Source organism: Caldisericia bacterium, from assembly GCA_026414995.1.
In the GTDB taxonomy this organism is placed as follows: Bacteria; Caldisericota; Caldisericia; order B22-G15; family B22-G15; genus JAAYUH01.
Window position 1 is genome coordinate 20500 of record JAOAHY010000011.1, and the last position, 20064, is coordinate 40563.

At 27.4% G+C, this 20064-nt stretch carries 26 protein-coding genes; 14 read left to right on the forward strand and 12 right to left on the reverse strand.

Annotated features, from left to right (window positions below; translation table 11 throughout):
- Positions 1–13 precede the first annotated feature (13 nt).
- Genes N3D74_04705 through N3D74_04755 form a run of 11 tightly spaced genes read left to right on the forward strand, consistent with a single transcriptional unit; the run spans position 14 to position 9880 of the window.
- Positions 14–577: a 2-oxoacid:acceptor oxidoreductase family protein gene (locus tag N3D74_04705; protein ID MCX8095466.1), complete on the forward strand. Its 564-nt coding sequence runs from the start codon at positions 14–16 to the stop codon at positions 575–577.
- Entirely contained in the window at positions 577–930 is a 354-nt protein-coding gene (locus N3D74_04710; GenBank protein MCX8095467.1) for a 4Fe-4S binding protein, read from the forward strand. The genes N3D74_04705 and N3D74_04710 overlap by 1 nt, the downstream gene beginning before the upstream one ends.
- Positions 930–2111, forward strand: coding sequence for a pyruvate ferredoxin oxidoreductase (porA, locus tag N3D74_04715; protein MCX8095468.1), 1182 nt, complete (start codon positions 930–932; stop codon positions 2109–2111). The genes N3D74_04710 and porA overlap by 1 nt, the downstream gene beginning before the upstream one ends.
- A gap of 10 nt (positions 2112–2121) precedes the next feature.
- A complete protein-coding gene (locus N3D74_04720; GenBank protein ID MCX8095469.1) occupies positions 2122–3084 on the forward strand; it encodes a thiamine pyrophosphate-dependent enzyme in 963 nt (320 codons plus the stop codon).
- A gap of 59 nt (positions 3085–3143) precedes the next feature.
- Positions 3144–4241 carry a glycine cleavage system aminomethyltransferase GcvT gene (gcvT, locus tag N3D74_04725; protein ID MCX8095470.1) on the forward strand — a complete coding sequence of 366 codons (1098 nt, stop codon included), beginning with the start codon at positions 3144–3146 and terminating at the stop codon, positions 4239–4241.
- A gap of 1 nt (position 4242) precedes the next feature.
- Complete coding sequence (gene gcvH / locus N3D74_04730; protein ID MCX8095471.1) at positions 4243–4626, forward strand: glycine cleavage system protein GcvH; 384 nt, start codon at positions 4243–4245, stop codon at positions 4624–4626.
- A complete protein-coding gene (gene gcvPA / locus N3D74_04735; protein MCX8095472.1) occupies positions 4627–5958 on the forward strand; it encodes an aminomethyl-transferring glycine dehydrogenase subunit GcvPA in 1332 nt (443 codons plus the stop codon). It begins immediately after the preceding gene.
- On the forward strand, positions 5958–7379 hold the full coding sequence (gene gcvPB, locus N3D74_04740) for an aminomethyl-transferring glycine dehydrogenase subunit GcvPB (GenBank protein ID MCX8095473.1): 1422 nt from the start codon (positions 5958–5960) through the stop codon (positions 7377–7379). Before gcvPA ends, gcvPB begins: the two co-directional genes overlap by 1 nt.
- The gene (locus N3D74_04745; protein ID MCX8095474.1) at positions 7373–8185 is read left to right on the forward strand and encodes a radical SAM protein; all 813 of its coding nucleotides are present in this window, start codon (positions 7373–7375) and stop codon (positions 8183–8185) included. The genes gcvPB and N3D74_04745 overlap by 7 nt, the downstream gene beginning before the upstream one ends.
- The gene (locus tag N3D74_04750; protein ID MCX8095475.1) at positions 8160–9116 is read left to right on the forward strand and encodes a radical SAM protein; all 957 of its coding nucleotides are present in this window, start codon (positions 8160–8162) and stop codon (positions 9114–9116) included. The genes N3D74_04745 and N3D74_04750 overlap by 26 nt, the downstream gene beginning before the upstream one ends.
- Positions 9113–9880 carry a lipoate--protein ligase family protein gene (locus tag N3D74_04755; GenBank protein MCX8095476.1) on the forward strand — a complete coding sequence of 256 codons (768 nt, stop codon included), beginning with the start codon at positions 9113–9115 and terminating at the stop codon, positions 9878–9880. The genes N3D74_04750 and N3D74_04755 overlap by 4 nt, the downstream gene beginning before the upstream one ends.
- Here the strand turns inward: N3D74_04755 and N3D74_04760 are convergent.
- Genes N3D74_04760 through era form a run of 8 tightly spaced genes read right to left on the reverse strand, consistent with a single transcriptional unit; the run spans position 9877 to position 16035 of the window.
- The gene (locus N3D74_04760) at positions 9877–12516 is read right to left on the reverse strand and encodes a replicative DNA helicase (GenBank protein MCX8095477.1); all 2640 of its coding nucleotides are present in this window, start codon (positions 12514–12516) and stop codon (positions 9877–9879) included. The two genes, N3D74_04755 and N3D74_04760, sit on opposite strands and share 4 nt — an antisense overlap.
- The gene (gene rplI, locus N3D74_04765; GenBank protein ID MCX8095478.1) at positions 12513–12968 is read right to left on the reverse strand and encodes a 50S ribosomal protein L9; all 456 of its coding nucleotides are present in this window, start codon (positions 12966–12968) and stop codon (positions 12513–12515) included. Before rplI ends, N3D74_04760 begins: the two co-directional genes overlap by 4 nt.
- A 3-nt stretch (positions 12969–12971) precedes the next feature.
- Complete coding sequence (rpsR, locus tag N3D74_04770; protein MCX8095479.1) at positions 12972–13208, reverse strand: 30S ribosomal protein S18; 237 nt, start codon at positions 13206–13208, stop codon at positions 12972–12974.
- A 20-nt stretch (positions 13209–13228) separates the two neighbouring features.
- On the reverse strand, positions 13229–13627 hold the full coding sequence (gene ssb, locus N3D74_04775; GenBank protein ID MCX8095480.1) for a single-stranded DNA-binding protein: 399 nt from the start codon (positions 13625–13627) through the stop codon (positions 13229–13231).
- Positions 13620–13919, reverse strand: a complete 300-nt coding sequence (gene rpsF / locus N3D74_04780) for a 30S ribosomal protein S6 (protein ID MCX8095481.1) — start codon at positions 13917–13919, stop codon at positions 13620–13622. Before rpsF ends, ssb begins: the two co-directional genes overlap by 8 nt.
- On the reverse strand, positions 13876–14781 hold the full coding sequence (locus N3D74_04785; protein ID MCX8095482.1) for a hypothetical protein: 906 nt from the start codon (positions 14779–14781) through the stop codon (positions 13876–13878). Before N3D74_04785 ends, rpsF begins: the two co-directional genes overlap by 44 nt.
- Positions 14778–15173, reverse strand: a complete 396-nt coding sequence (locus N3D74_04790; protein ID MCX8095483.1) for a hypothetical protein — start codon at positions 15171–15173, stop codon at positions 14778–14780. The genes N3D74_04785 and N3D74_04790 overlap by 4 nt, the downstream gene beginning before the upstream one ends.
- A complete protein-coding gene (gene era / locus N3D74_04795; protein ID MCX8095484.1) occupies positions 15160–16035 on the reverse strand; it encodes a GTPase Era in 876 nt (291 codons plus the stop codon). Before era ends, N3D74_04790 begins: the two co-directional genes overlap by 14 nt.
- Positions 16036–16092: 57 nt before the next feature.
- On the opposite strand from era, the gene N3D74_04800 reads away from it, so the two are divergent.
- The 3 genes from N3D74_04800 to N3D74_04810 are packed head-to-tail and all read left to right on the forward strand — an operon-like array spanning position 16093 to position 17813.
- A complete protein-coding gene (locus N3D74_04800; protein MCX8095485.1) occupies positions 16093–16617 on the forward strand; it encodes an RNA polymerase sigma factor in 525 nt (174 codons plus the stop codon).
- Positions 16607–16984: a hypothetical protein gene (locus N3D74_04805; GenBank protein MCX8095486.1), complete on the forward strand. Its 378-nt coding sequence runs from the start codon at positions 16607–16609 to the stop codon at positions 16982–16984. Before N3D74_04800 ends, N3D74_04805 begins: the two co-directional genes overlap by 11 nt.
- The gene (locus N3D74_04810) at positions 16977–17813 is read left to right on the forward strand and encodes a polymer-forming cytoskeletal protein (protein ID MCX8095487.1); all 837 of its coding nucleotides are present in this window, start codon (positions 16977–16979) and stop codon (positions 17811–17813) included. The genes N3D74_04805 and N3D74_04810 overlap by 8 nt, the downstream gene beginning before the upstream one ends.
- Here N3D74_04810 and N3D74_04815 read toward each other — a convergent pair.
- From N3D74_04815 to N3D74_04830, 4 genes are all read right to left on the reverse strand, one after another.
- On the reverse strand, positions 17800–18831 hold the full coding sequence (locus N3D74_04815; GenBank protein ID MCX8095488.1) for a Xaa-Pro peptidase family protein: 1032 nt from the start codon (positions 18829–18831) through the stop codon (positions 17800–17802). The genes N3D74_04810 and N3D74_04815 overlap by 14 nt on opposite strands.
- Positions 18828–19148 carry a hypothetical protein gene (locus N3D74_04820; GenBank protein MCX8095489.1) on the reverse strand — a complete coding sequence of 107 codons (321 nt, stop codon included), beginning with the start codon at positions 19146–19148 and terminating at the stop codon, positions 18828–18830. The genes N3D74_04815 and N3D74_04820 overlap by 4 nt, the downstream gene beginning before the upstream one ends.
- Positions 19149–19736, reverse strand: coding sequence for a type 4a pilus biogenesis protein PilO (pilO, locus tag N3D74_04825; GenBank protein ID MCX8095490.1), 588 nt, complete (start codon positions 19734–19736; stop codon positions 19149–19151). It abuts the gene before it with no gap.
- Positions 19733–20064: PilN domain-containing protein (locus N3D74_04830; GenBank protein MCX8095491.1), on the reverse strand; the 332-nt coding region annotated here is incomplete at its 5' end. The genes pilO and N3D74_04830, both read right to left, overlap by 4 nt.

The window sequence follows — 20064 nt, forward strand, 5'->3', positions numbered from 1 at the left end:
GAGGTTATGAGAAGTGAGCGACCTTTTTGAGGTTAGGATTCATGGTAGAGCCGGTCAGGGAGCAAAAACAGGGGGTCAAATTTTAGCATACGCTGCATTTTTCGAAGGAAAAACAGTTCAAGCATTCCCTGAATATGGCTCAGAAAGAAGAGGTGCACCAACAGTTGCTTACACAAGAATTTCTACAAAAGAGATTAGAACTCATGAACCAATCTTAGAACCTGATGCTGTAATTGTCCTTGACGAAACTTATATTTACACTCTTCCTGTAACAAAAGGCTTAAAAGAGAATGGTGTTTTGATTGTTAACACAATAAAAAGTGCTGAAGAGGTAAAAAAGGTTACAAAATTTAATGGAAAAGTTTTTACAGTTGATGCAACAGGAATTTCACTATCAACAGTTGGAAGAGATGCACCAAATATTCCAACTCTTGGTGCTCTTGTAAAAGTAAGTAATATTCTTTCACTTGATTCTCTAAAAAAAGCAATTGAAGAAATGTTTTTAGAAAAACTTGGTGAAAATCTTACAAAGAAAAACATTGATGCTCTTAAAAGAGGATATGAGGAGGTAAAGTGATGAATAAGGTTAATAAAGTAAAGATAGGTGCTACATGGAAAGAATTACCAATCGGTGGTACACTTCCTGCTGCAAGTGCTCTTGATTATAAAACTGGTGCATGGAGAAGTTTTGTACCAAAATGGGATCCATTGATGTGTTCACACTGTATGATTTGTGTGCATTATTGTCCTGTAATGGCAATTCCAACTGAGATAAATGAAGAAGGAGTTAAAGGTTGGAGAGATAGAATTTATAAAGGAGTAGTTAGATTAGAAACAAATTTAGATTTCTGTACAGGATGTGGTGTTTGTGCTGAGGAGTGTCCAACTGAAGCAATTAAAATGGAGAGAGAAACATGGGAGGTGAAATAATGGCTACTGTTGTTAAATCTAAAAAATTACCATTAACTGGCGCTGAAGCAGTAGCAGAAGCAATGAGACAAATTAAGCCAGATGTTGTTGCTGCATATCCAATAACACCACAGACTCCAATTGTTGAAATTTTTTCAAAATTTGCCGCAGATGGTCTTGTTAAAACTGAGGTTGTTACTCCAGAATCAGAGCACTCTGCTATTTCAATTGTAACTGCTGCATCAGCAGCAGGAGCAAGAGCAATGTCTGCATCAGCATCTCAAGGTCTCGCACTTATGGTTGAAGTTCTTCCTGCTACAAGTGGACTTCGTCTTCCAGTTGTTATGGCAATTGCAAACAGAGCACTTTCAGCACCTATTAATATTCATTGTGATCACTCAGATATGATGGCAGTAAGAGACCTTGGATGGATAGAAATTTTTTCAGAAAATGTACAAGAAGCATATGAAAATATGTTTTTAGCAGTAAGATTGTCAGAACATCCAGATGTTTTGCTTCCAGTTATGGTTGGCCTTGATGGATTTATCATAAGTCATGGTGTTGAAGTTGTTGAAATTTATGATTGTGAATTAATGTATTCATTTGTCGGAGAAAGAAAACCACATTTTTCCCTTTTTGATTTTGAAAATCCTATAACAATAGGTCCCTTACAATTACCTGATTTTAATTTTGAGACAAAAAGACAAGAACAAGAAGCTATGAAAAATGCTCTTAAAGTTTATCTTGAAGTTGGAAAAGAGTTATCTAAGATAACTGGCAAAGACTATCCATATTTTGAAAGTTATAAACTTGATGATGCCGAAGTTGCAATTGTTGTGATGGGTTCAACTGCTGGAACTGCAAAAGATACTGTTGATGAATTAAGAAATGAAGGGATAAAAGTTGGTTTACTTAAACCAAAACTTTTTAGACCTTTCCCATATGATGAAATAAGAGATGCTCTTAAACATCTCAAAGGAATTGGAGTTTTAGATAGAGCATACTCTTTTGGAGCGTATGCTCCACTTTATTCTGATATAAGAAATGCACTTTATGATTTAGATAAAAGGATTCCTATTCAAAGTTATATTTATGGTCTTGGTGGAAGAGATATATTCAAACATCAAATTAGAAAAGTTTTTATTGAACTTCTTGAAGGAAAATTTTCAAAAGAAGAAAAATGCATTGGATTAAGAGAGTGAGGTGAATAAAATGGAAGTTAAAACAGTAAGAGATTTAGCAGAACTTCAGACCAAAACAGGTTTGAAGTTTGTTGCAGGTCATAGAATGTGTGCAGGTTGTGGAATAGCAACAATTTTAAGAACCGTTCTTTCTGCATCAAAGAAACCAGTAGTTGTTGTAAATGCGACAGGTTGTCTTGAAGTAGTATCTACTATTTACCCATACACAGCATGGAACACTCCTTGGCTTCATGTTACTTTTGTTAATGCTGCATCAAGTGCATCTGGTGTTGAAACAGCATACAGAGCACTTAAGAAAAAAGGTCTTATTAAAGAAGAAGTAAATATTGTGGCAATAGGAGGAGATGGTGGAACATATGATATAGGAATTCAAGCTCTTTCTGGAGCATTAGAAAGATGGCACAATTTTCTTTACCTATGTTATAACAATGAAGGTTATATGAATACAGGACATCAAAGAAGCGGAGCGACACCTCTAGGTGCATCAACAACAACTCAACCTGCAGGTAAAGTATCAATAGGGAAAATTCAATGGAGAAAAGATTTGGTAAAAATTGTTGCTGGACACAACATTCCTTATGTTGCACAATCAAATGTTTATAACACCATGGATATGTTTAAAAAAGCAAGTAAAGCATTTGAGATAGAAGGTCCAAAATTTTTAAATATATTAATGCCTTGTACAACAAACTGGGGATTTCCAGAAAGTATGACAATGAAATTAAGTAGATTAGCAACAGAAACAAATTATTGGCCACTATTCGAAATAGAAAATGGAGTGCTTACTGTTAATTACAAACCAAAAGAGAGAAAACCCATTGAAGAATTTTTAAAACTTCAAACTAGATTTAAACATCTTTTTACTCCTGAAAATAAACATGTAATAGAAGAAATGCAAAAAAGAATTGATGAAGATTTTGAAAATCTTCTTAAACTTGAAAAAGTAACACACGAGATGGGAGTAAGAATATAATAATTTATTAAGCCCCAGATTTTAATCTGGGGCTTAATTTTATAAAGAGAAAAAGATATATGAAAAAAATTCCACTTCATTCTTTTCATGAGAAGCAAGGCGCTAAATTTGTAGAATTTGCAGGTTTTATAATGCCAATTTATTATACATCAATTAAAGATGAGCATATAGCAGTAAGAGAAAGAGTTGGAGTTTTTGATGTTTCACACATGGGAGAAATTAGAATAAAGGGAAAAGATGCAAAGCGCTTTGCAGATTTTATTTTGACAAATGATATATTAAATACAAAATTTAAAGATGTAAAATACACAGTTATGTTAAATGAAAATGGGGGAATTGTAGATGATCTTTTTTCTTATACTTTTTCAGATGAAGATATTCTTTTAGTTATAAATGCAGCAAATATAGAAAAAGATTTTAATCATATTAAAAAATATTTATGGAGTGGACTTGAAATATATAATGAATCTCAGGATATTGTTGAATTAGCAGTTCAAGGACCAAAAGCAGAAGAGCTACTTCAAAATTTCACTAATTTTAATCTTCAAAATATAAAATATTTCAATTTCGATATGATTGAAATTTTCGGTGAAAAGTTATTAATCTCAAGAACCGGATATACTGGTGAAGATGGTTTTGAAATTTATATGGATAAAAATTTAGGCGAGAAAGTAATAACTCAAATTTTAGAAAAAGGAAAAGATTTTGATATAAGAATTTGTGGACTTGGAGCAAGAGATACTTTAAGATTTGAAGTATGCTATTGGCTTTATGGAAATGATATCGATGAGAGTATAAATCCAATTGAGTCAGGTCAAAAGTTTCTAGTTAATATGAACAAAGAAAAATTTATTGGAAAAGAAGCAATTCAAAAAATTCTTGAAGAAGGTGTTAAAAGAAAATTTATTGGAATTGAAGTAGAAGGTGGTATTGCAAGACATGGAAATAAAATTTTTAATAAAGAAAATAATGAGATTGGATTTATAACAAGTGGTAATTTTTCTTTTATTTTAAATAAATCTCTTGCATTGGGTTATGTTAATCTTCCTCATGGCGAGATTGGAGAAGAGGTTATAATTTCTGATGGTAAAAGATATCTATCTGGTAAAATAGTTAAAAAACCATTTTTAAAACCAAGAGTAAAAAAGGAGGGATAGAATGAGTAAAGTTTTAGAAAATTTATATTATGCTGAAACAGATGAATGGTTAAAAGTTGAGGGGGATATTGGAATAGTTGGTATTACAGATTATGCACAAGATAAACTTGGAGATATAGTTTTTTTAGAAGAAGCTAATGTTGGAAAAAAAGTAAGAAAAGGAGATATAGTTATTTCAATTGAATCTGTAAAAGCAGCAGCAGAAATTCACTCTCCAGTTTCTGGTGAAATAATAGAGGTTAATAAAGAGGTAATTAAAAATCCTCAAATTATTAATGAGGATCCATATGGTAAGGGGTGGCTTTTTAAAATTAAAATCGAAAATTTAGAAGAGATAAAAAGTTTAATGGACGCAAAAGGTTATTCTGCATATAGAGAAGAATAAATGAGATTTATACCTCATACAAATAAAGATATTGAAGAGATGCTTAAAGAGATTGGAATATCTTCAATTGATGAACTTTTTGAAGATATTCCAGAAGAAGTTAAATTAAAGAAAGACCTTAATCTTCCACCACCTCTTGATGAGTTAAAACTTAAGGAAGAAATAGAAGATATCTTTTCATTGAATTTAAAAGTTAAAAGAATTTTTCTAGGTGGAGGAGCTTACTTACATTTTATTCCATCAACTGTAAACTATGTTATATCCAGAGGAGAATTTTATACATCATATACTCCATATCAACCTGAGCTTTCACAAGGTATACTTCAAGCACTTTTTGAATTTCAATCAGTTCTTTCTGATTTAACACATGCAGATGTTACAAATGCCTCAATGTATGATGGAGCAACATCTCTTGTTGAAGGAGTTTTAATGGCTGAGAGAATCAAAAAGAAAGGAAAAGTATTAATTTCAAAAAGCATAAATCCAGAATATAATGAAGTATTAAAAACATATCTTTTGCCAAGAGAAATTTTAATTGATTATGTTGATTTTGAAGAGAATGGAGAAATTTCTTTAGAAAAATTAAAAAATAAAATCAAAGAAGGTTATTCTTCTTTTGTTGTTCAAAGCCCAAATTATTTTGGAATTATTGAAAATTTATCTGAGATTGGAAAGATAGTAAAGGAAAATGACACTCTTTTTATTTTAACAATAACTGAAGCAATATCTCTTGGAATGCTTAAACCTCCTTTTGATTATGGGATTGATATATTAGCAATGGAAGGACAATCTTTTGGTATCCCACTTTCTTATGGTGGACCATATTTAGGAATACTTCAGACAAAAAGAGAGTTTATAAGAGAAATTCCAGGAAGAATAATTGGTGAAACACAAGATAAAAATGGAAAAAGAGCATTTGTTATGACACTTAGAGCAAGAGAACAAGATATAAAAAGAGAAAAAGCAACTTCAAATATTTGTACAAATAATACTTTAAATGCAATTGCATCTTTAGTTTACCTTGTAACTTTAGGACCAAATGGGCTTAAAAAGATTGCTGAGATAAATTATAAAAAATCACATTATCTTGTAAAAAGATTAATTGATGAAGGATTTGAATTGAAATTTAATAATCCTAAGTTTTTCAATGAGTTTGTTTTAAAATTGAATATTCAACCAATTAGATTAAAAGAGAAACTTTCTCTTGTGGGCATTGAAGGAGGGATTCCTTTAAGATATTTTGGTTTTGATGATTCATATCTTTTTACAGTTACTGAAATGAATTCAAGAGAGGATATTGAACTTCTTGTTTGTGCTTTAAAGGAGGGATAATGAAAACTTTAAAAGAACTTTCAAAACATGGAAGTAATAAATTTAATATAGAAGATGATTTAGATTTTTTTGAAGTTGAAAAATTAGAAAATGAATATTTAAGGGAAGAAGTAGAAATTCCTGATATATCAGAAATAAATTTAATAAGGCATTTTATAAATCTCTCAAAACTCAACTATGGTGTTGATGTAAACTTTTATCCATTAGGTTCATGCACTATGAAATATAATCCAAAGATAAATGAAGATATTGCAAAAAAGGAGGATTTTTACTACCTTCATCCACTTTTATCAACTGAATATACACAAGGGATACTTAAAATATTATGGGAGATGCAAGAATTTTTAAAAGAGATAACAGGAATGGATGGTTTCACTCTTCAACCAGCTGCTGGTGCCCATGGAGAGTACACTGGTCTTAGAATTATGTGGGAATATTTTAAAGATAAGAAAGAAAGAAGAAATAAAGTAATACTTCCTGACTCTGCTCATGGAACAAACCCTGCATCATCTTCAATGTTAGGACTCGAGGTAATTGAAATACAATCAAAAGATGGAATGGTTGATCCAGATAAATTAAAAGATGTAGTTGATGAAAAAACTTTTGCTTTGATGTTAACTAATCCAAATACTTTAGGATTTTTCGAAAAAGATATTTTAAAAATTAGTGAAATATTGAAGAGTAAAGGTGCTCTTCTTTATTATGATGGTGCAAATTTAAATGGTTTTATTGGAATTGCAAGACCAGGGGACATGGGTTTTGATTGCGTACATTTGAACCTTCATAAAACTTTTTCAACTCCTCATGGTGGTGGTGGTCCTGGAAGTGGACCAGTTGGTGTAAAAGATTTTTTAGTAAAATATTTACCATATCCAGTTATTGAAAAAAGTGAAGATGATTTCTTTTATTTTTCAAAACCTGAAAGAACAATTGGAAAAGTTAGAAGTTTCTTTGGAAACTTCTCTGTCATTTTAAAGGCATACTTATATATAAGAGAACTTGGAAGTGAAGGTTTAAAAGAAGTTGCTCAACTTTCTGTTTTAAATGCAAACTATATTAAGGAGAAACTAAAAAAATATTACCCATCACAATTTGATAGAGTTGTAAAACATGAATGTGTCTTATCTGGAAAGATCTATAAAGAGTATGGTGTAAAAACTTTAGATATAGCAAAGAGATTAATGGATTATGGTTTCCATCCTCCAACAATCTATTTCCCACATATAGTTGATGAAGCACTAATGATTGAACCAACAGAAACAGAAAGCAAAGAAACTCTTGATGAATTTATTGAAGTTATGATTAAAATTAGTGAGGAGATAAAGAAAAACCCAGAGTTAGTTAAAAATGCACCTCATACAACATACATTTCAAGACCTGATGAGGTGAAAGCAGCTAAGGAATTAAAAGTTAAGTGGTAGAAGAAAAAATTAAATTTTTTTATCCAATAAAAACACTTCCTGTATCTTTAACTGGAGACATTTGTTCTTTAAATTGTCTTCATTGTAATTCTTTTTATCTAAAAGGAATGAAAACAAAAGATGAATCACTGAGTTATCTTCAAAGTGAAGAATTTTCATCATTTTTGATATCTGGTGGATTTGATGAAAAAGGAAAACTAGATATTTTTTCAAATTTGGATTATATAAAAAAAGTTAAGACAAGTGGCAAGAAGATAGTACTTCACCCAGGTTTTATAACAAAGGAAGAGATTGATGCTTTAAAAGGTTATATTGATGTTATATCTTTTGATTTTATATATGACGATGAGACAATAAAAGAGATTTACCATCTTGAATATAAAAAAGAGGATTTTAAAACTCAATATCTATTATTGAGAAGAAATATTAAAACTATTCCACACATTATTGTTGGACTTTATAAAGGAATAATAAAAGGTGAGTATGAAGCAATTGATGTTCTTGCAGAGTTAAAACCAAGTTTAATAATATTTCTTGTAATAGTTCCAACAAAAGAAACACCTTTTGAAAAAATAAATATTCCAGATATAGGCGAAATAAAAGAATTATTTATGAAAGCAAAAAGAAAGTTAAGATTAACTAAATTTCATCTTGGTTGTATGGTTCCAAAAGGTGAGATAAAAGATGAAATTGAGTTAGCAGCATTTGAAAGTGGGTTTATAGGTTTTGTAAATCCTCAAAATAAATTAAAAAACTTGGTTAAAGACCCTGAAGTTTATTATGAATGCGATGCTCTCTACTATTAGAGTATCTCTTGGTAGCACCTCTGTTTTAGAATTTAAGAAACTTAAATATGATTTTGAAATTAAGACAATATATCTTCTCCTTTCAGGAAAATGCACAAAAGATTGTAAATATTGCACGCAAGCAAAAAGTTCAAAATCAGATGAAAAATATTTATCAAGAGTTGTTTGGCCTGAATATGATTTAGATGAAACTCTTGAAAAAATTTTAGAAAAAAAAGAAGAAATTGGAAGGGTTTGTATTCAAACAGTTAATAATAAATATACAAAAGAGACTATTTTTAAAATATTAAATAAATTAGGCAAAGAGATAAAAGTTTCAATCTCCATTAACACATCAAATTTGAAATTAGTTGAAGAGCTTTTTAATCTTAATGCTGATAAAGTTGGACTTCCAATTGATGTTGCAAATTCATACCTTTATAAAAATTTAAGAGGAGGGGACTTTTATAAAAAGGTTAATTTTATTTTAAATGCAAATAAAATTTTTAAAAACAAAATTTCAACTCACATTATTGTTGGTTTAGGAGAATCTGATAAGGATATATTAAATCTATATAAAATTTTTATCGATAATGGAATAATAGTTGCACTTTTCTCATTTACTCCAATTGAAGGAACACTTTGTGAAAGAATATCTCCCCCCTCTTTATTAAGATATAGAAAGATTCAAATTGCAACCAAATTAATAGAAAAAGGATTTTCTATTTCTCAATTTGAATTTGATGAAGAGAATTATTTAAAAAGAATTCCTGAAATTTCCATTGATTTATTAAAAGATTTAAATCCATTTATAACTAGAGGTTGTCCTTTTTGTACAAGACCATATTATAATGAAAGACCAAAAGGAGATCTATATAATTATCCATATCCTTTAACTGATAAAGATTTTAAAAAAGAATTTGAATTTTTAAAAACTAATAAAGTTTTATGAGTTTTAAATTAATAATTTTAAAGTATAAAAAACTTAATCCATACTTAAATATGGCAATAGATGAAGCAAATCTCCTTTATGGAAATAAAGATGAGATTATTTTAAGATTTTTTGGATGGGAGCCATACTCTGTTTCAATAGGAACTTTTCAAAAAATTGAAGAAATTAATATAGATTTTTTGAAAGAAAATAAAATTCCATTAGTTCGAAGACCTACAGGTGGAAAAGGAGTATATCATGAGAATGAACTTACATATTCAATTGTTATTCCAAAAAACCACCCTTTATATGAGCTAAGCATAATTGAATCTTATAAAGAAATTTCTAAAGTTTTTATCTTTTCTTTAATCGAGTTTGGAATAAAAGGAGAATTGACTAAAAAAAGTGGTGAAATAGATGGGTTTTGTTTTTCTTCTTTAAACTATTATGAAGTTTCAGTTAATGGTAAAAAAATAATTGGATCAGCTCAAAGAAGAAAAAAAGAGGGTCTTCTTCAACAAGGTTCAATTCCTATTGAAATTGATTATGAAAAAGTAAAAAATATTTTTTATTTAGAAGATACAAGTAAATTCACTTCGTTAAAAGAATTAAATAAATCAATCGAAATTGATATATTAGAAGAAGTTTTAATTAAAAATTTTATTAATTTTTTCTCTCTACCTTATGAAATAATAGAACAAAATAATGATAAAATTTCTATAGGTTTTGATTTATTTAAAAATAAATACTCATTAGAATCTTGGAACTATAGAGGAGTTTATTAAAAAGGTACTTCTTCTCCTTTTTCTTCTTCTCTATACTCAATTTCTGTGAATTTTGCATAATTTTTCAAGAATTTTAATTTAAGTTTACCTAAAGGCCCATTTCTGTTTTTTGCAACAATTAATTCAACAATTGAATGCTCTTTTCCAATATCATCATCTTCCTTATTTAAAAACATAACAACATCTGCATCTTGCTCAATACTATTATGAACAAAAATGTTATTTGCTATAAAGTTATGTGTTTCTTCAACTGTAACATCATAAACTTCATCTTCATAAAGTTCTATTATTTCTTTTACTCTATCCCAATAAATATCTGATTGAGATAAATTATTTAATTTTTCACTATTTAATATTTCTGCATATTTATTTAATCTGTGTCTACTTAAATTATTTTCAAAAATTGAACCTGAATAAGAAACTCCTAATAATTTTGAAATATTCCTCCATGAATAATTTATTTTATCTTTTTCATATTTAATTAAATTCCATACTGTTTTTGGAATTATATCATTATTTGGATTTTCTTTTTTCTTTTTTATTAATTTTATTAATTCAAAAATTTTATTTCCTTTTGCTCCATATGAACCAATCAAATTAAGAAATTTTAATTGATTCTCTTTTCCCTGTATTTCCAATACCCAATTTGTCCTATAATTATTTTTCTTTTTGCCTCTTATTGTTGAAATAATACCTAATCTTAATAACAAATATTGAATTTGAGTTATCAATTTTTTGCTTGATGAAGAGTAATAAATTGAAATACTTTCCTTACCTGTTTTAGTTTTTACATATGAAATATTTCCATCAGTAGACCAAAGATGCTTTAAAAAAGTACATATTTTTTTATCAGTCAAATTCATAAAAGAATCGGGTAATTCTTTCTCAAAAGATTTAGCAAGTTTTAAATCATTTTTAATAAGCCAGTCAACAAAAGGATGGTGTCTATTTTTTGTTAAATTATAAGGTGATGGTAAATAAATATGATACCAATTTTTCTGTTTAATAATTTTTGGATTAATATTAAATAAATTTTTTGCTATCTTTTCAACAATTTTCAAATTTTCTTCATCACTACTAGTATAGTGTATTGGTTGTTTAGGAGCATAACAACCATCTCCAATCATATGTGCAAAAAATATTATTTCTTCATCAGAATACCTTTCTTTTCCCTCAAGTTTTATAATTCTTGGCACTGCAATATGTTCGTTTATTTTTAATTGATCTAATCTTTTCCAGCCTTCAAATGTTAAAAATGGATGATTCGCTGAGGCTTTAATTTCTCTTCCACTAAATGTTCTTAATAAATAAACTTTTTTAATTCCGCTTGAAAATGCTTTTATGAGATTTGCATTTTTTATTTTTAAACTTTTTTCATCAAGTGAAAGTATAGGAATAGGTAATTTAATTTTTCCATCAACTAAATCTTTTAGTTTTATTAATTCACCTGTATCTCCTCTTATAAGAATTGTATCCCCAGTTAGACAGCCGCTCTCTCTTAAATCTGAGAGTAATGGGCGTTTATTTTCTCTTTTTTCAATCGCCCTAGATAGTTGTGAAATAACTAAAACAGGAATTTCAAGTTCTCTCGCAAGTTTTTTTAAACTTCTTGTTAATTCTGAAATTTCTTGTACTCTATTTTCTACTTTTGTTTTTAAATGCATCAACTGAAGATAATCAATAACAACCATTCCAAGATTATGTTGATTTTTGAGTCTTCTTGCTTTAGTTCTTATTTCAAGAATTGAAATATCAGATGAATCATCTATATATATTGGTGCATCATAAAGTGGTCCATATGCTCTTCCAAGTTTTACCCAATCTTCATCTGAAAGCATACTAGTTTTTAATTTATGAAAGTTAACATTTGCAGTAGATTCAAGAATTCTCTCAACAATTTGCTCTTTTGACATTTCAAGAGAGAAAATGGCAACAGGAACCTTTTCTTTTAAAGCAATATTCACACAAATATTTATTGAAAGAGAAGTTTTTCCAAGAGAGGNTCTTGCGGCAAGAATAATTAAGTCATTTTTATGAAATCCACCTAAAATTTCATCAAGCTTTTTAAAGTGAGTTGGAATTCCAGGAAGACCTTTTTTATCTTTATATAGAGATTCGATTCTATCAAAAGATTCTTTTAATAGATCTTTTAATGGATAAAATGGTGTTGTCATTCTTTTTTTTGCTATATCGAAGAGATAACCTTGACTTTTATCTAAGATAGTTCCGCTATCTTCTTCTGCCTCGAATGCCAGATTTATAATATCTATTCCTGCTTTGATTATTTCTCTTAAAACAGCTTTGTCTTCAACAATTTTTGCATATACATCGATATTTAATGCAGTTGGTGTTATATTTGTTAATGTTGCTAGATAACTAAAACCACCAATTTCTTCTAATTTTCCTTTCTTTTTAAGTTCTTCAGAAAGAGTAAGTAAATCTATTGGCTCGTTTTTTTCAAAAAGTTCAATCATTGTTTCATAAATAATCTGATGTGATGTTCTATAAAAATGTTCTGGTTTAAGAAAATCTATTACTTTATAGATTGCTTCATTATCTATTAAAATAGATCCTAAAGTTGCTTGTTCTGCTTCAATACTATGAGGAGGAACCCTCCCAAAAATTTCTTCGTTCATTCTTCTTGTACAAAAAGTTTTAAATTTGCAATAATATTTTTATATAATTTTACTTTTATTTCATAATATCCTACATTTTTTATTGGTTCTTCAATTTCAATTTTTTTCCTATCTATAGAAACGCCTATTTTTTTCTTAATTAATTCTGAAATTTCATCACTTGTTATTGAGCCATATAATTTTCCTTTGATACCTGTTTTTCTTTTTATGTTAAAAACATCTTTTTCTATTTTCTCTTTTATAATTTTTGCTCTCTCTTCCTCTCTTGATTCTTTGTTTTCTTTTATTTTCATTTTATTAATATAATCTTTTTCTTCTCCTTCACTTAATTTTTTAGCAAGACCAAATTTCTCAAGATAATTTGTATAAAAACCAAAGGAGACATCTAAGATGTCTCCTTTTTTTCCAAGATTTTGAATATCTTTTAAGAGTAAAACTTTAACCTTTTTCATTCATTAATAGACAACATATGGTAGAAGAGCCATTTCTCTTGCTCTTTTTATTGCTTTTGCAAGTTGTCTTTGATGTTTTGCACAAGTTCCTGTGTTTCTTCTTGGTAGAATTTTTCCTCTTGGTGTCATATATTTTCTTAAGAGTTCGTAATCCTTATAATCAATTTCTACAATTCTATTTTTGCAAAAATAACATATCTTTTTTCCAGGTTTAAATCTTCTAATTCCTTCCTTTGCCATATTCTTTTTACCTCCTAATATTAATCTATTGGTATCTCTTCATCAACTTCAACTTCACTCTCTTCGCTCACTTCCTCTGCTTCAGGTCTTTTTGATAAAAATTTAATATTATCAGCAATAACTTCAATTGCTTGTTTTCTTAATCCATCTGCTGTTTCATAATCTCTTATTCTCAGTCTCCCTTCAACAAGAACTAAAGACCCTTTTCTTAAATACTCACTTACATTTTTTGCTAAATTTCCTTTAGATCCCCAACATATAACATTAATAAAAAGTGTCTCTTCTTGCATTTCACCATTTTTATCCATATATTTTCTTCCTGATGCTAATCTAAATGTGGAAACCATTGTTCCTGAAGGAGTATATTTTGTTTCAGGATCTTTTGTTAATCTACCTACAAGAATAATTCTATTATACATTTACTTTCTCCTCTTGTTTTACAATCATAAATCTAAGAATGTTTGTGTTGAGTTTTAAAGTTTGTTTAAATTCTTTTAATTCAGTTTGAGGTATTTTAAAATAAAAAATTGTGTAAATACCCTCTGTAAATTTTTCAATCTGATATGCAAATTTTTTTCTTCCCCAAGGGAGTATATTAATAAACTCTCCCCCTTTATTCAAAATATAATCTTTAATTTTTTCCTCCTCCTTTTTAAGGTCTTCATCTTTAAGATTTGGTTTGAAAATCACCATCATCTCGTACTTTTTCATCATTACCTCCTTTGGCGTAACCGCTTTGCTCTTCTTGAGACAAAGCAGGAGATTCTTTCTTTTCCTCTTCTTTAATCTCTTCCTTCTCTTTAAATTCTACTCTTCTTACTTTACCAGAAACTCTTACTTCTTTCAAGTAAGAAAGAATTTTATATATTGGATAAGAAGAAAGTGTTGTGATTGATATAACAAAAATTAAATAAATTAAAAGAGAGGGAATTAGATTAAGAGGATTTTCAAACATAGTAGTTAAATTTCCTTTAAAAGAAAAGAAAAAGAGGTTAAAGAAAGTATATAGTACTGCAAAGAAAATTCCTGAAGTTACAGAAAGAATAGAATTAATAGAAATAAGTCCAAGTATAAAAGATGTAAGAGGTAATAAATAAATTGAATCTAGATGATAATAATAATTTAAGAAAAACCCTAAAAATAAAGAAATAAGAAGAATTAAAGAAACAAACGGATTTTCTATTTTAGCTCCTTTTTTTCCTTTTACATAAGAAAAAATAAATGAAATTATTGAAAATACTATTGGAACAAAAATTATGTTTAAATTTTCATAATTTAATTGAGGGAATATTTTATTTTTAAAAACAATTTGTGGTACACCATTTATGTATATTTCAATAATTTCTGTAATGTGTTTTGAAAACAAAGATATTGCTCCAACTAAAATTCCAGATAAAGGATTTTTTATGTAAAATCCTAAAATTACAAGAATCAATATGTAAGATAAAAATACTAGAGGAAATAAAGAACTCATCGATGGTAAATAAAAATATTTATCTATTGAATTTTTTGTCAATGTAAAGATGATACCAAAAATTATTGATAAAGTTAATCCATTAATTAATCTTTTCATAATTTTACTCCAATTTTCTTTAAAATTTTACTTATTAAACTTACCTCCTTTTTTCTCCCCTGAGAAGCAGAAAAAGAAAGATAAACAGCATAAATTATTATAAAAAATCCAGCATAAATATAAATAAATTTCCAAAGATAAAAAAATATCTTATTTAAAACATAATAAGATAAGGTTATTGAATAAAGATATTTAAAAAGAAATGAAAAGATAATCCATAAAGGAAGTGTTATAAGCCAATATCCAATAGATTGTTTAGCATGGAATCTCAAAAACTCATCTCTATCAATTTCTGAAACTAAAATAAAAATTCCAATTATTCCTAGAGTTAAATATGAGAGAGATGCTAAAAAATATTCAGACTCTTTCTCAAATCCACTATTTATACCCAAGGAAACTCAAAGCCTCCTTATTTTTTCTCCAATTTTTATAAATTTTTACCCAAAGTTCAAGATAAACTGGTCTTTCTAAAAATTTTTCAATATCCATTCTTGCCTCAGTTCCAATTTTTTTAATTAAATTTCCTTTAAAACCTATAACAATTTTTCTTTGACTCTCTTTTTCAACATAAATTGTAGCCCTAATATAAACTTTTCCATTTTCTCTTTCTTTAAATTCTTCAACAACAACAGTTGATGAATGTGGTACCTCTTCTTCTAAGTTTAACATGAGTTTTTCTTGAATTATTTCTTTTACAATATCAATTTCCATTGAATCAGTTAAAATTTCTGGATCATAAAGATATTCTCCTTCAGGAAGATAATTAAATATTTCATCTAAAAGTATATTTACATTTTCACCTGTTAAAGATGATATTGGAATTGTTTTATCCATTTTATCAAATTTTAAAAACCTTTCCATCGTTTTTTCTAATTTTTCTCTAAATAAATCAAGTTTATTAACAACTAAAAATTTTGGTTTATTATAATCTTTTATTCTCTCATAGACCAAAAGATCTTCTTCATCAACCTCTTTTGAACCATCAACAATCCACAAGATTATATCTCCATCATTTAAATTTTTTAATGCTTCATTTAACATATATCTTCCAAGCTCATGAATTGGATTATGAATTCCAGGAGAATCTATAAAAACAATTTGTCCCCTTTCTTCTGTATAAATTCCTTTTAATCTTTTTCTCGTTGTTTGAGGTTTTGGTGATATTGGGGCAATTTTTGTTCCTAAAATAAGATTTAAAAGAGTTGATTTTCCAGTGTTTGGTTTGCCTGATAGAACAACAATTCCACTTTTCATAACTAAAATATAACACATTTTGTAACAAATAATAAAATTTAATGTATATTAATTAGTGTGGAAATTCCTGATAAAGAAATTATTGAAAGAGTTAAGAGAGGTGAAAAGGAGATGTTTGGTGTTTTAATTGATAGATACTCAGACAGAATTTATTCATATTTTTTAAAACTAATTCAAGATAAAGATGAAGCTATGAGTTTAACTCAAGAGACATTTTATAAAGTTTTTAAAGGAATCAAAAATTTTGATACAAATAAAGATTTTTTTCCATATTTGATTAAAATTGCAAGAAATGAAGGAATAAATTTTTTAAATAAATATAAAAAAATTGAGAAAGTTGATTATAACGATACTTTGGATTATGAAAAAAAAGAAAGTTTTGATTTGAAAATTATTTTGGATGAAGGGATCAAAAAATTACCAAAAGAAGATAGAGAAATAATTCTTCTATTTTATATGGAAAATTTAAGTTATGAAGAGATTTCTAATATTTTAAATATATCAATTGATAATGTTAAAGTGAAACTTCATAGAGCAAAGGAGAAACTGAGAAAATTTTTAGAGGTGAAAGATGAGTTTTAATGATTTTGAAGAGATTTTAAAAAATTTATCAAAGTTAGAAAAGCTCTCAAATGAAGAAAAAGAAAAAATTTTTAAATACATTCTTAAAAAAGAGAGAAAAACAAATCTTATATTAATTTCAATATTAATATTTACATCTATTTTCCTAATTTTATTTATCCCATTTAAAACAAATTTATTTGATCCAGTTTATATTTTAATTGAAAATGAAAGCATAAAAAAACTTCAACTTAATTTAGAACTATATCTTTCAAATCCACTCATTTTAATTCAAATAATCTACTATCTTTTAGCAATTTTTATGATCGCTTTTCTTTTTGTTTTTATAAGGATTAAATTTTTCTTAAAAGGAGGAAATGGTGAATAATAAGATTTTTATAATTTTTATTCTTATCTTTTTGCTTCTACCAGGAACATTACTTGCTCAAGGAATTATTAAAGGAAAAGGAGATATTATAGTAAAACAAAATGAAGAGATAAGAGGAGATATAAGATTGGGCGAAGGAAATGTCACTGTTTATGGAAGAGTTTTAGGAAACATTATTGTTCTTAAAGGAAATATAAATTTAAAAAACTCTTCTTTTGTGAGAGGAGATATAATAACATATAATGGAAAAATTAATATAGATGATGGAGCAATAATTCTTGGAAGGAAAATTGAGTTTATAAGAGAAGGTGAAAGCGAAATAAATATACCTCAAATTTTTCTTTCAGGACAAGGTTTTTTATTGAAAATTGTAATAGCACTATTTATATTTTTAATTTCATTTATATTTAATGCATTTCTTAAAAATTTTGTATCTAAAACTTTTGCTTTTCTTAAAAATAATTTTCTTATAGTTCTTTTTACAGGAATTCTTTTATTTACCATATTTATTTATAACATTCCAAAAGAAGCACTTTTTCCTTTTGGGAAAATATTGTATTTATTGTATTTATTTTCAATAATAGTTTTTATTGCAATTGGAATTCCCTCAATTGTTAATTTTTTAGGTGAAAGTTTTTTGAAAATATTTAAAACTGAAATTGAAGACAATCTAATTAAAGATTTAGTTTTAAGTTTAATTGGAACCGCAATTATTTTAGTTTTTATTATTATTCCTATAATAGGTAATATTTTATTAGGTATAATTTGTTCTATATCATTTGGATTAACTTTCTTTTATTCTTTATATAAAATTTTTAAATCTCAATAATTTTTGGAAGATTTGTTAAATTTTGTGGTTTTTCATCTTTAATTACAACTATATCTTCAATTCTAATTCCAAATTTATTTTCAATATATATTCCAGGTTCAATTGTAACAACCATGTTTTCTTTGAGAACTGTCTCATCTCTTGGATTTAGAGCTGGTTTTTCATGAATCTCAAGACCAACTCCATGCCCTAATCCATGACCAAAATATTTACCATATCCCATATTATTAATATAATTTCTGCTTTCAGCATCAATTTCATTTGCTTTAATATTACTTTTTATATTTTCAATTCCCAATCTTTGAGCATCAAAAACAACTTGGAATGCTTTCATAAATTCATCGGATTGTTTTCCAAAAAATATTGTCCTTGTGCAATCTGAATGGTAACCTTCAAATATTGTACCAAAATCAAAAATAATAGATTCACCATTTTTTAGTTTTCTTAATGATGGTTTTCCATGTGGAAGGGCTCCTCTTTCTCCAAAAAGAATAATTGTATCAAAGCCATTTTTTTCTCCGCCAAAAATTTTCATCTGATATTCAAGTTCAATTTGAAGGTCTCTTTCACTAACATTCTCTTTTATTAATTCAACTGTTTTTAAAAATGCTTTTTCAGAAATCTCTTCTGCTTTCTTTATTTTTTCTATTTCTTCTTCACTTTTTATAATTCTTAAATTTTCAACAATTTCTTTATAGATTAAAACATTCTCTTTTCCAAAACTATTTATAATTTTTTCATAAAAATTATAAATCACTTTGTCTTCAAGACCTATTTTTTCAATTTTAAATTCTTTTTTCAAAAAATCTTCAATCGGAGGTTTATACTCAATCACATTAATATTTTTATAAACTTCTTCTTTTGCTTGTACTGTAAATCTAGAATCAACGATAAGATTCATAGAGTTTGAATCTATAAGAAGAAAACCCTCTTCACCACTAAAATTTGTTAAATATCTAATGTTTTCTATTTTAGTTACTAAAAAATGAGTTAATCCATCAGGTATTATAAAATTCATGGTTTAAAAGGATTCTCCTTTCCTATCTCTTCGGTTTTTGTTTCAAGAGAAGGAATCGAGAGACTCCTTTTTTCAATTTCATCTTTGATAGGATCTATATTCAAATTTTTTAAAACTTGTTGAAGTGCCCCAGTTTGAGTTTGTGTTGGAGGTGGTGTTGATGGAGGTTTTAAATAGAGAAAATAAAAAAGAGCACCTGCTATTATCATTAAAATTATAAATAGAACAAGAAGTAAATTTTCTCTCTTTCTCTGTTCCTCGCTCTTTTTTGGTGCTACTTTTTTTGTTTTATTTGGAGAAATTTCTTTTTTAGCCATTTAAGGCTCCTTTGCACTCATAAAATATGCTTCGAAATTATAAGTTTGTAACGCTTCAACTTCTTTTGTCATTATTCTTGGAGAACTTACTGAAATTTTTCTTATAACTAAAATTCTTGGAAAGTTTTCTAATCTTGTCAAAAGTTTCATAAATTTATCATATGTTGTTGTGACAGAAAAAGTAACTTTCATTTCATAATAATCTTCCCTAGTCATAAGTCTTGTGCTCTGAATTCCTCCTGCTTGTGTTTGTGCTCCACCAACAAAATTTATATTATCAAATTTTATTCCTTCTTCTTTTTCAACCTGCTGAATTTGAGTTAAAAGTCTTGGTAAATCCTCACCTAATGGTAAAACACCTCTTAATAATTCTAAATCTTTATAATTTTCATCAATGAGTTCTCTTATTTTTGCTTCATTTTTTTTAATATTTGTTAACTCTTCAAGTTTAATATTAGCTTCATTTATTTTATTATTTAATTCCTTAACTTTTTCAATTTGCGGTTTAAGAAGATACATGTAATAGAAGACTCCCATAAGAACAAGAAGAATTATTAATACAATGTATTTTTGAGCTGCCCCTTTCATTTCCCTCCTCCAGTTTGAATAATACCAATAAGAGTAAAACTAACTTTTGACTCTCCTGTTTGAGTAACCTCTTGTCTTGAAAAATTAGAGAGGTAAACATTTGTTATTGCTTTTGAATCTTTAAGATAATTAATTAATCTTCCAAGATTATAAAAATCAGAAGTTTCACCTACAATTCTTACTACTTTTGTATCTAAATCGATATCTATACTTGTTATATATGCATATTTTGGAAATTCAGAAGAGAGTGTTTTAAAAAAATCAGAAAATTTGAAAGAAAATATTAGTATTTCTGTTAATGCACAAATAATAAAAATTAGTTTAAAAG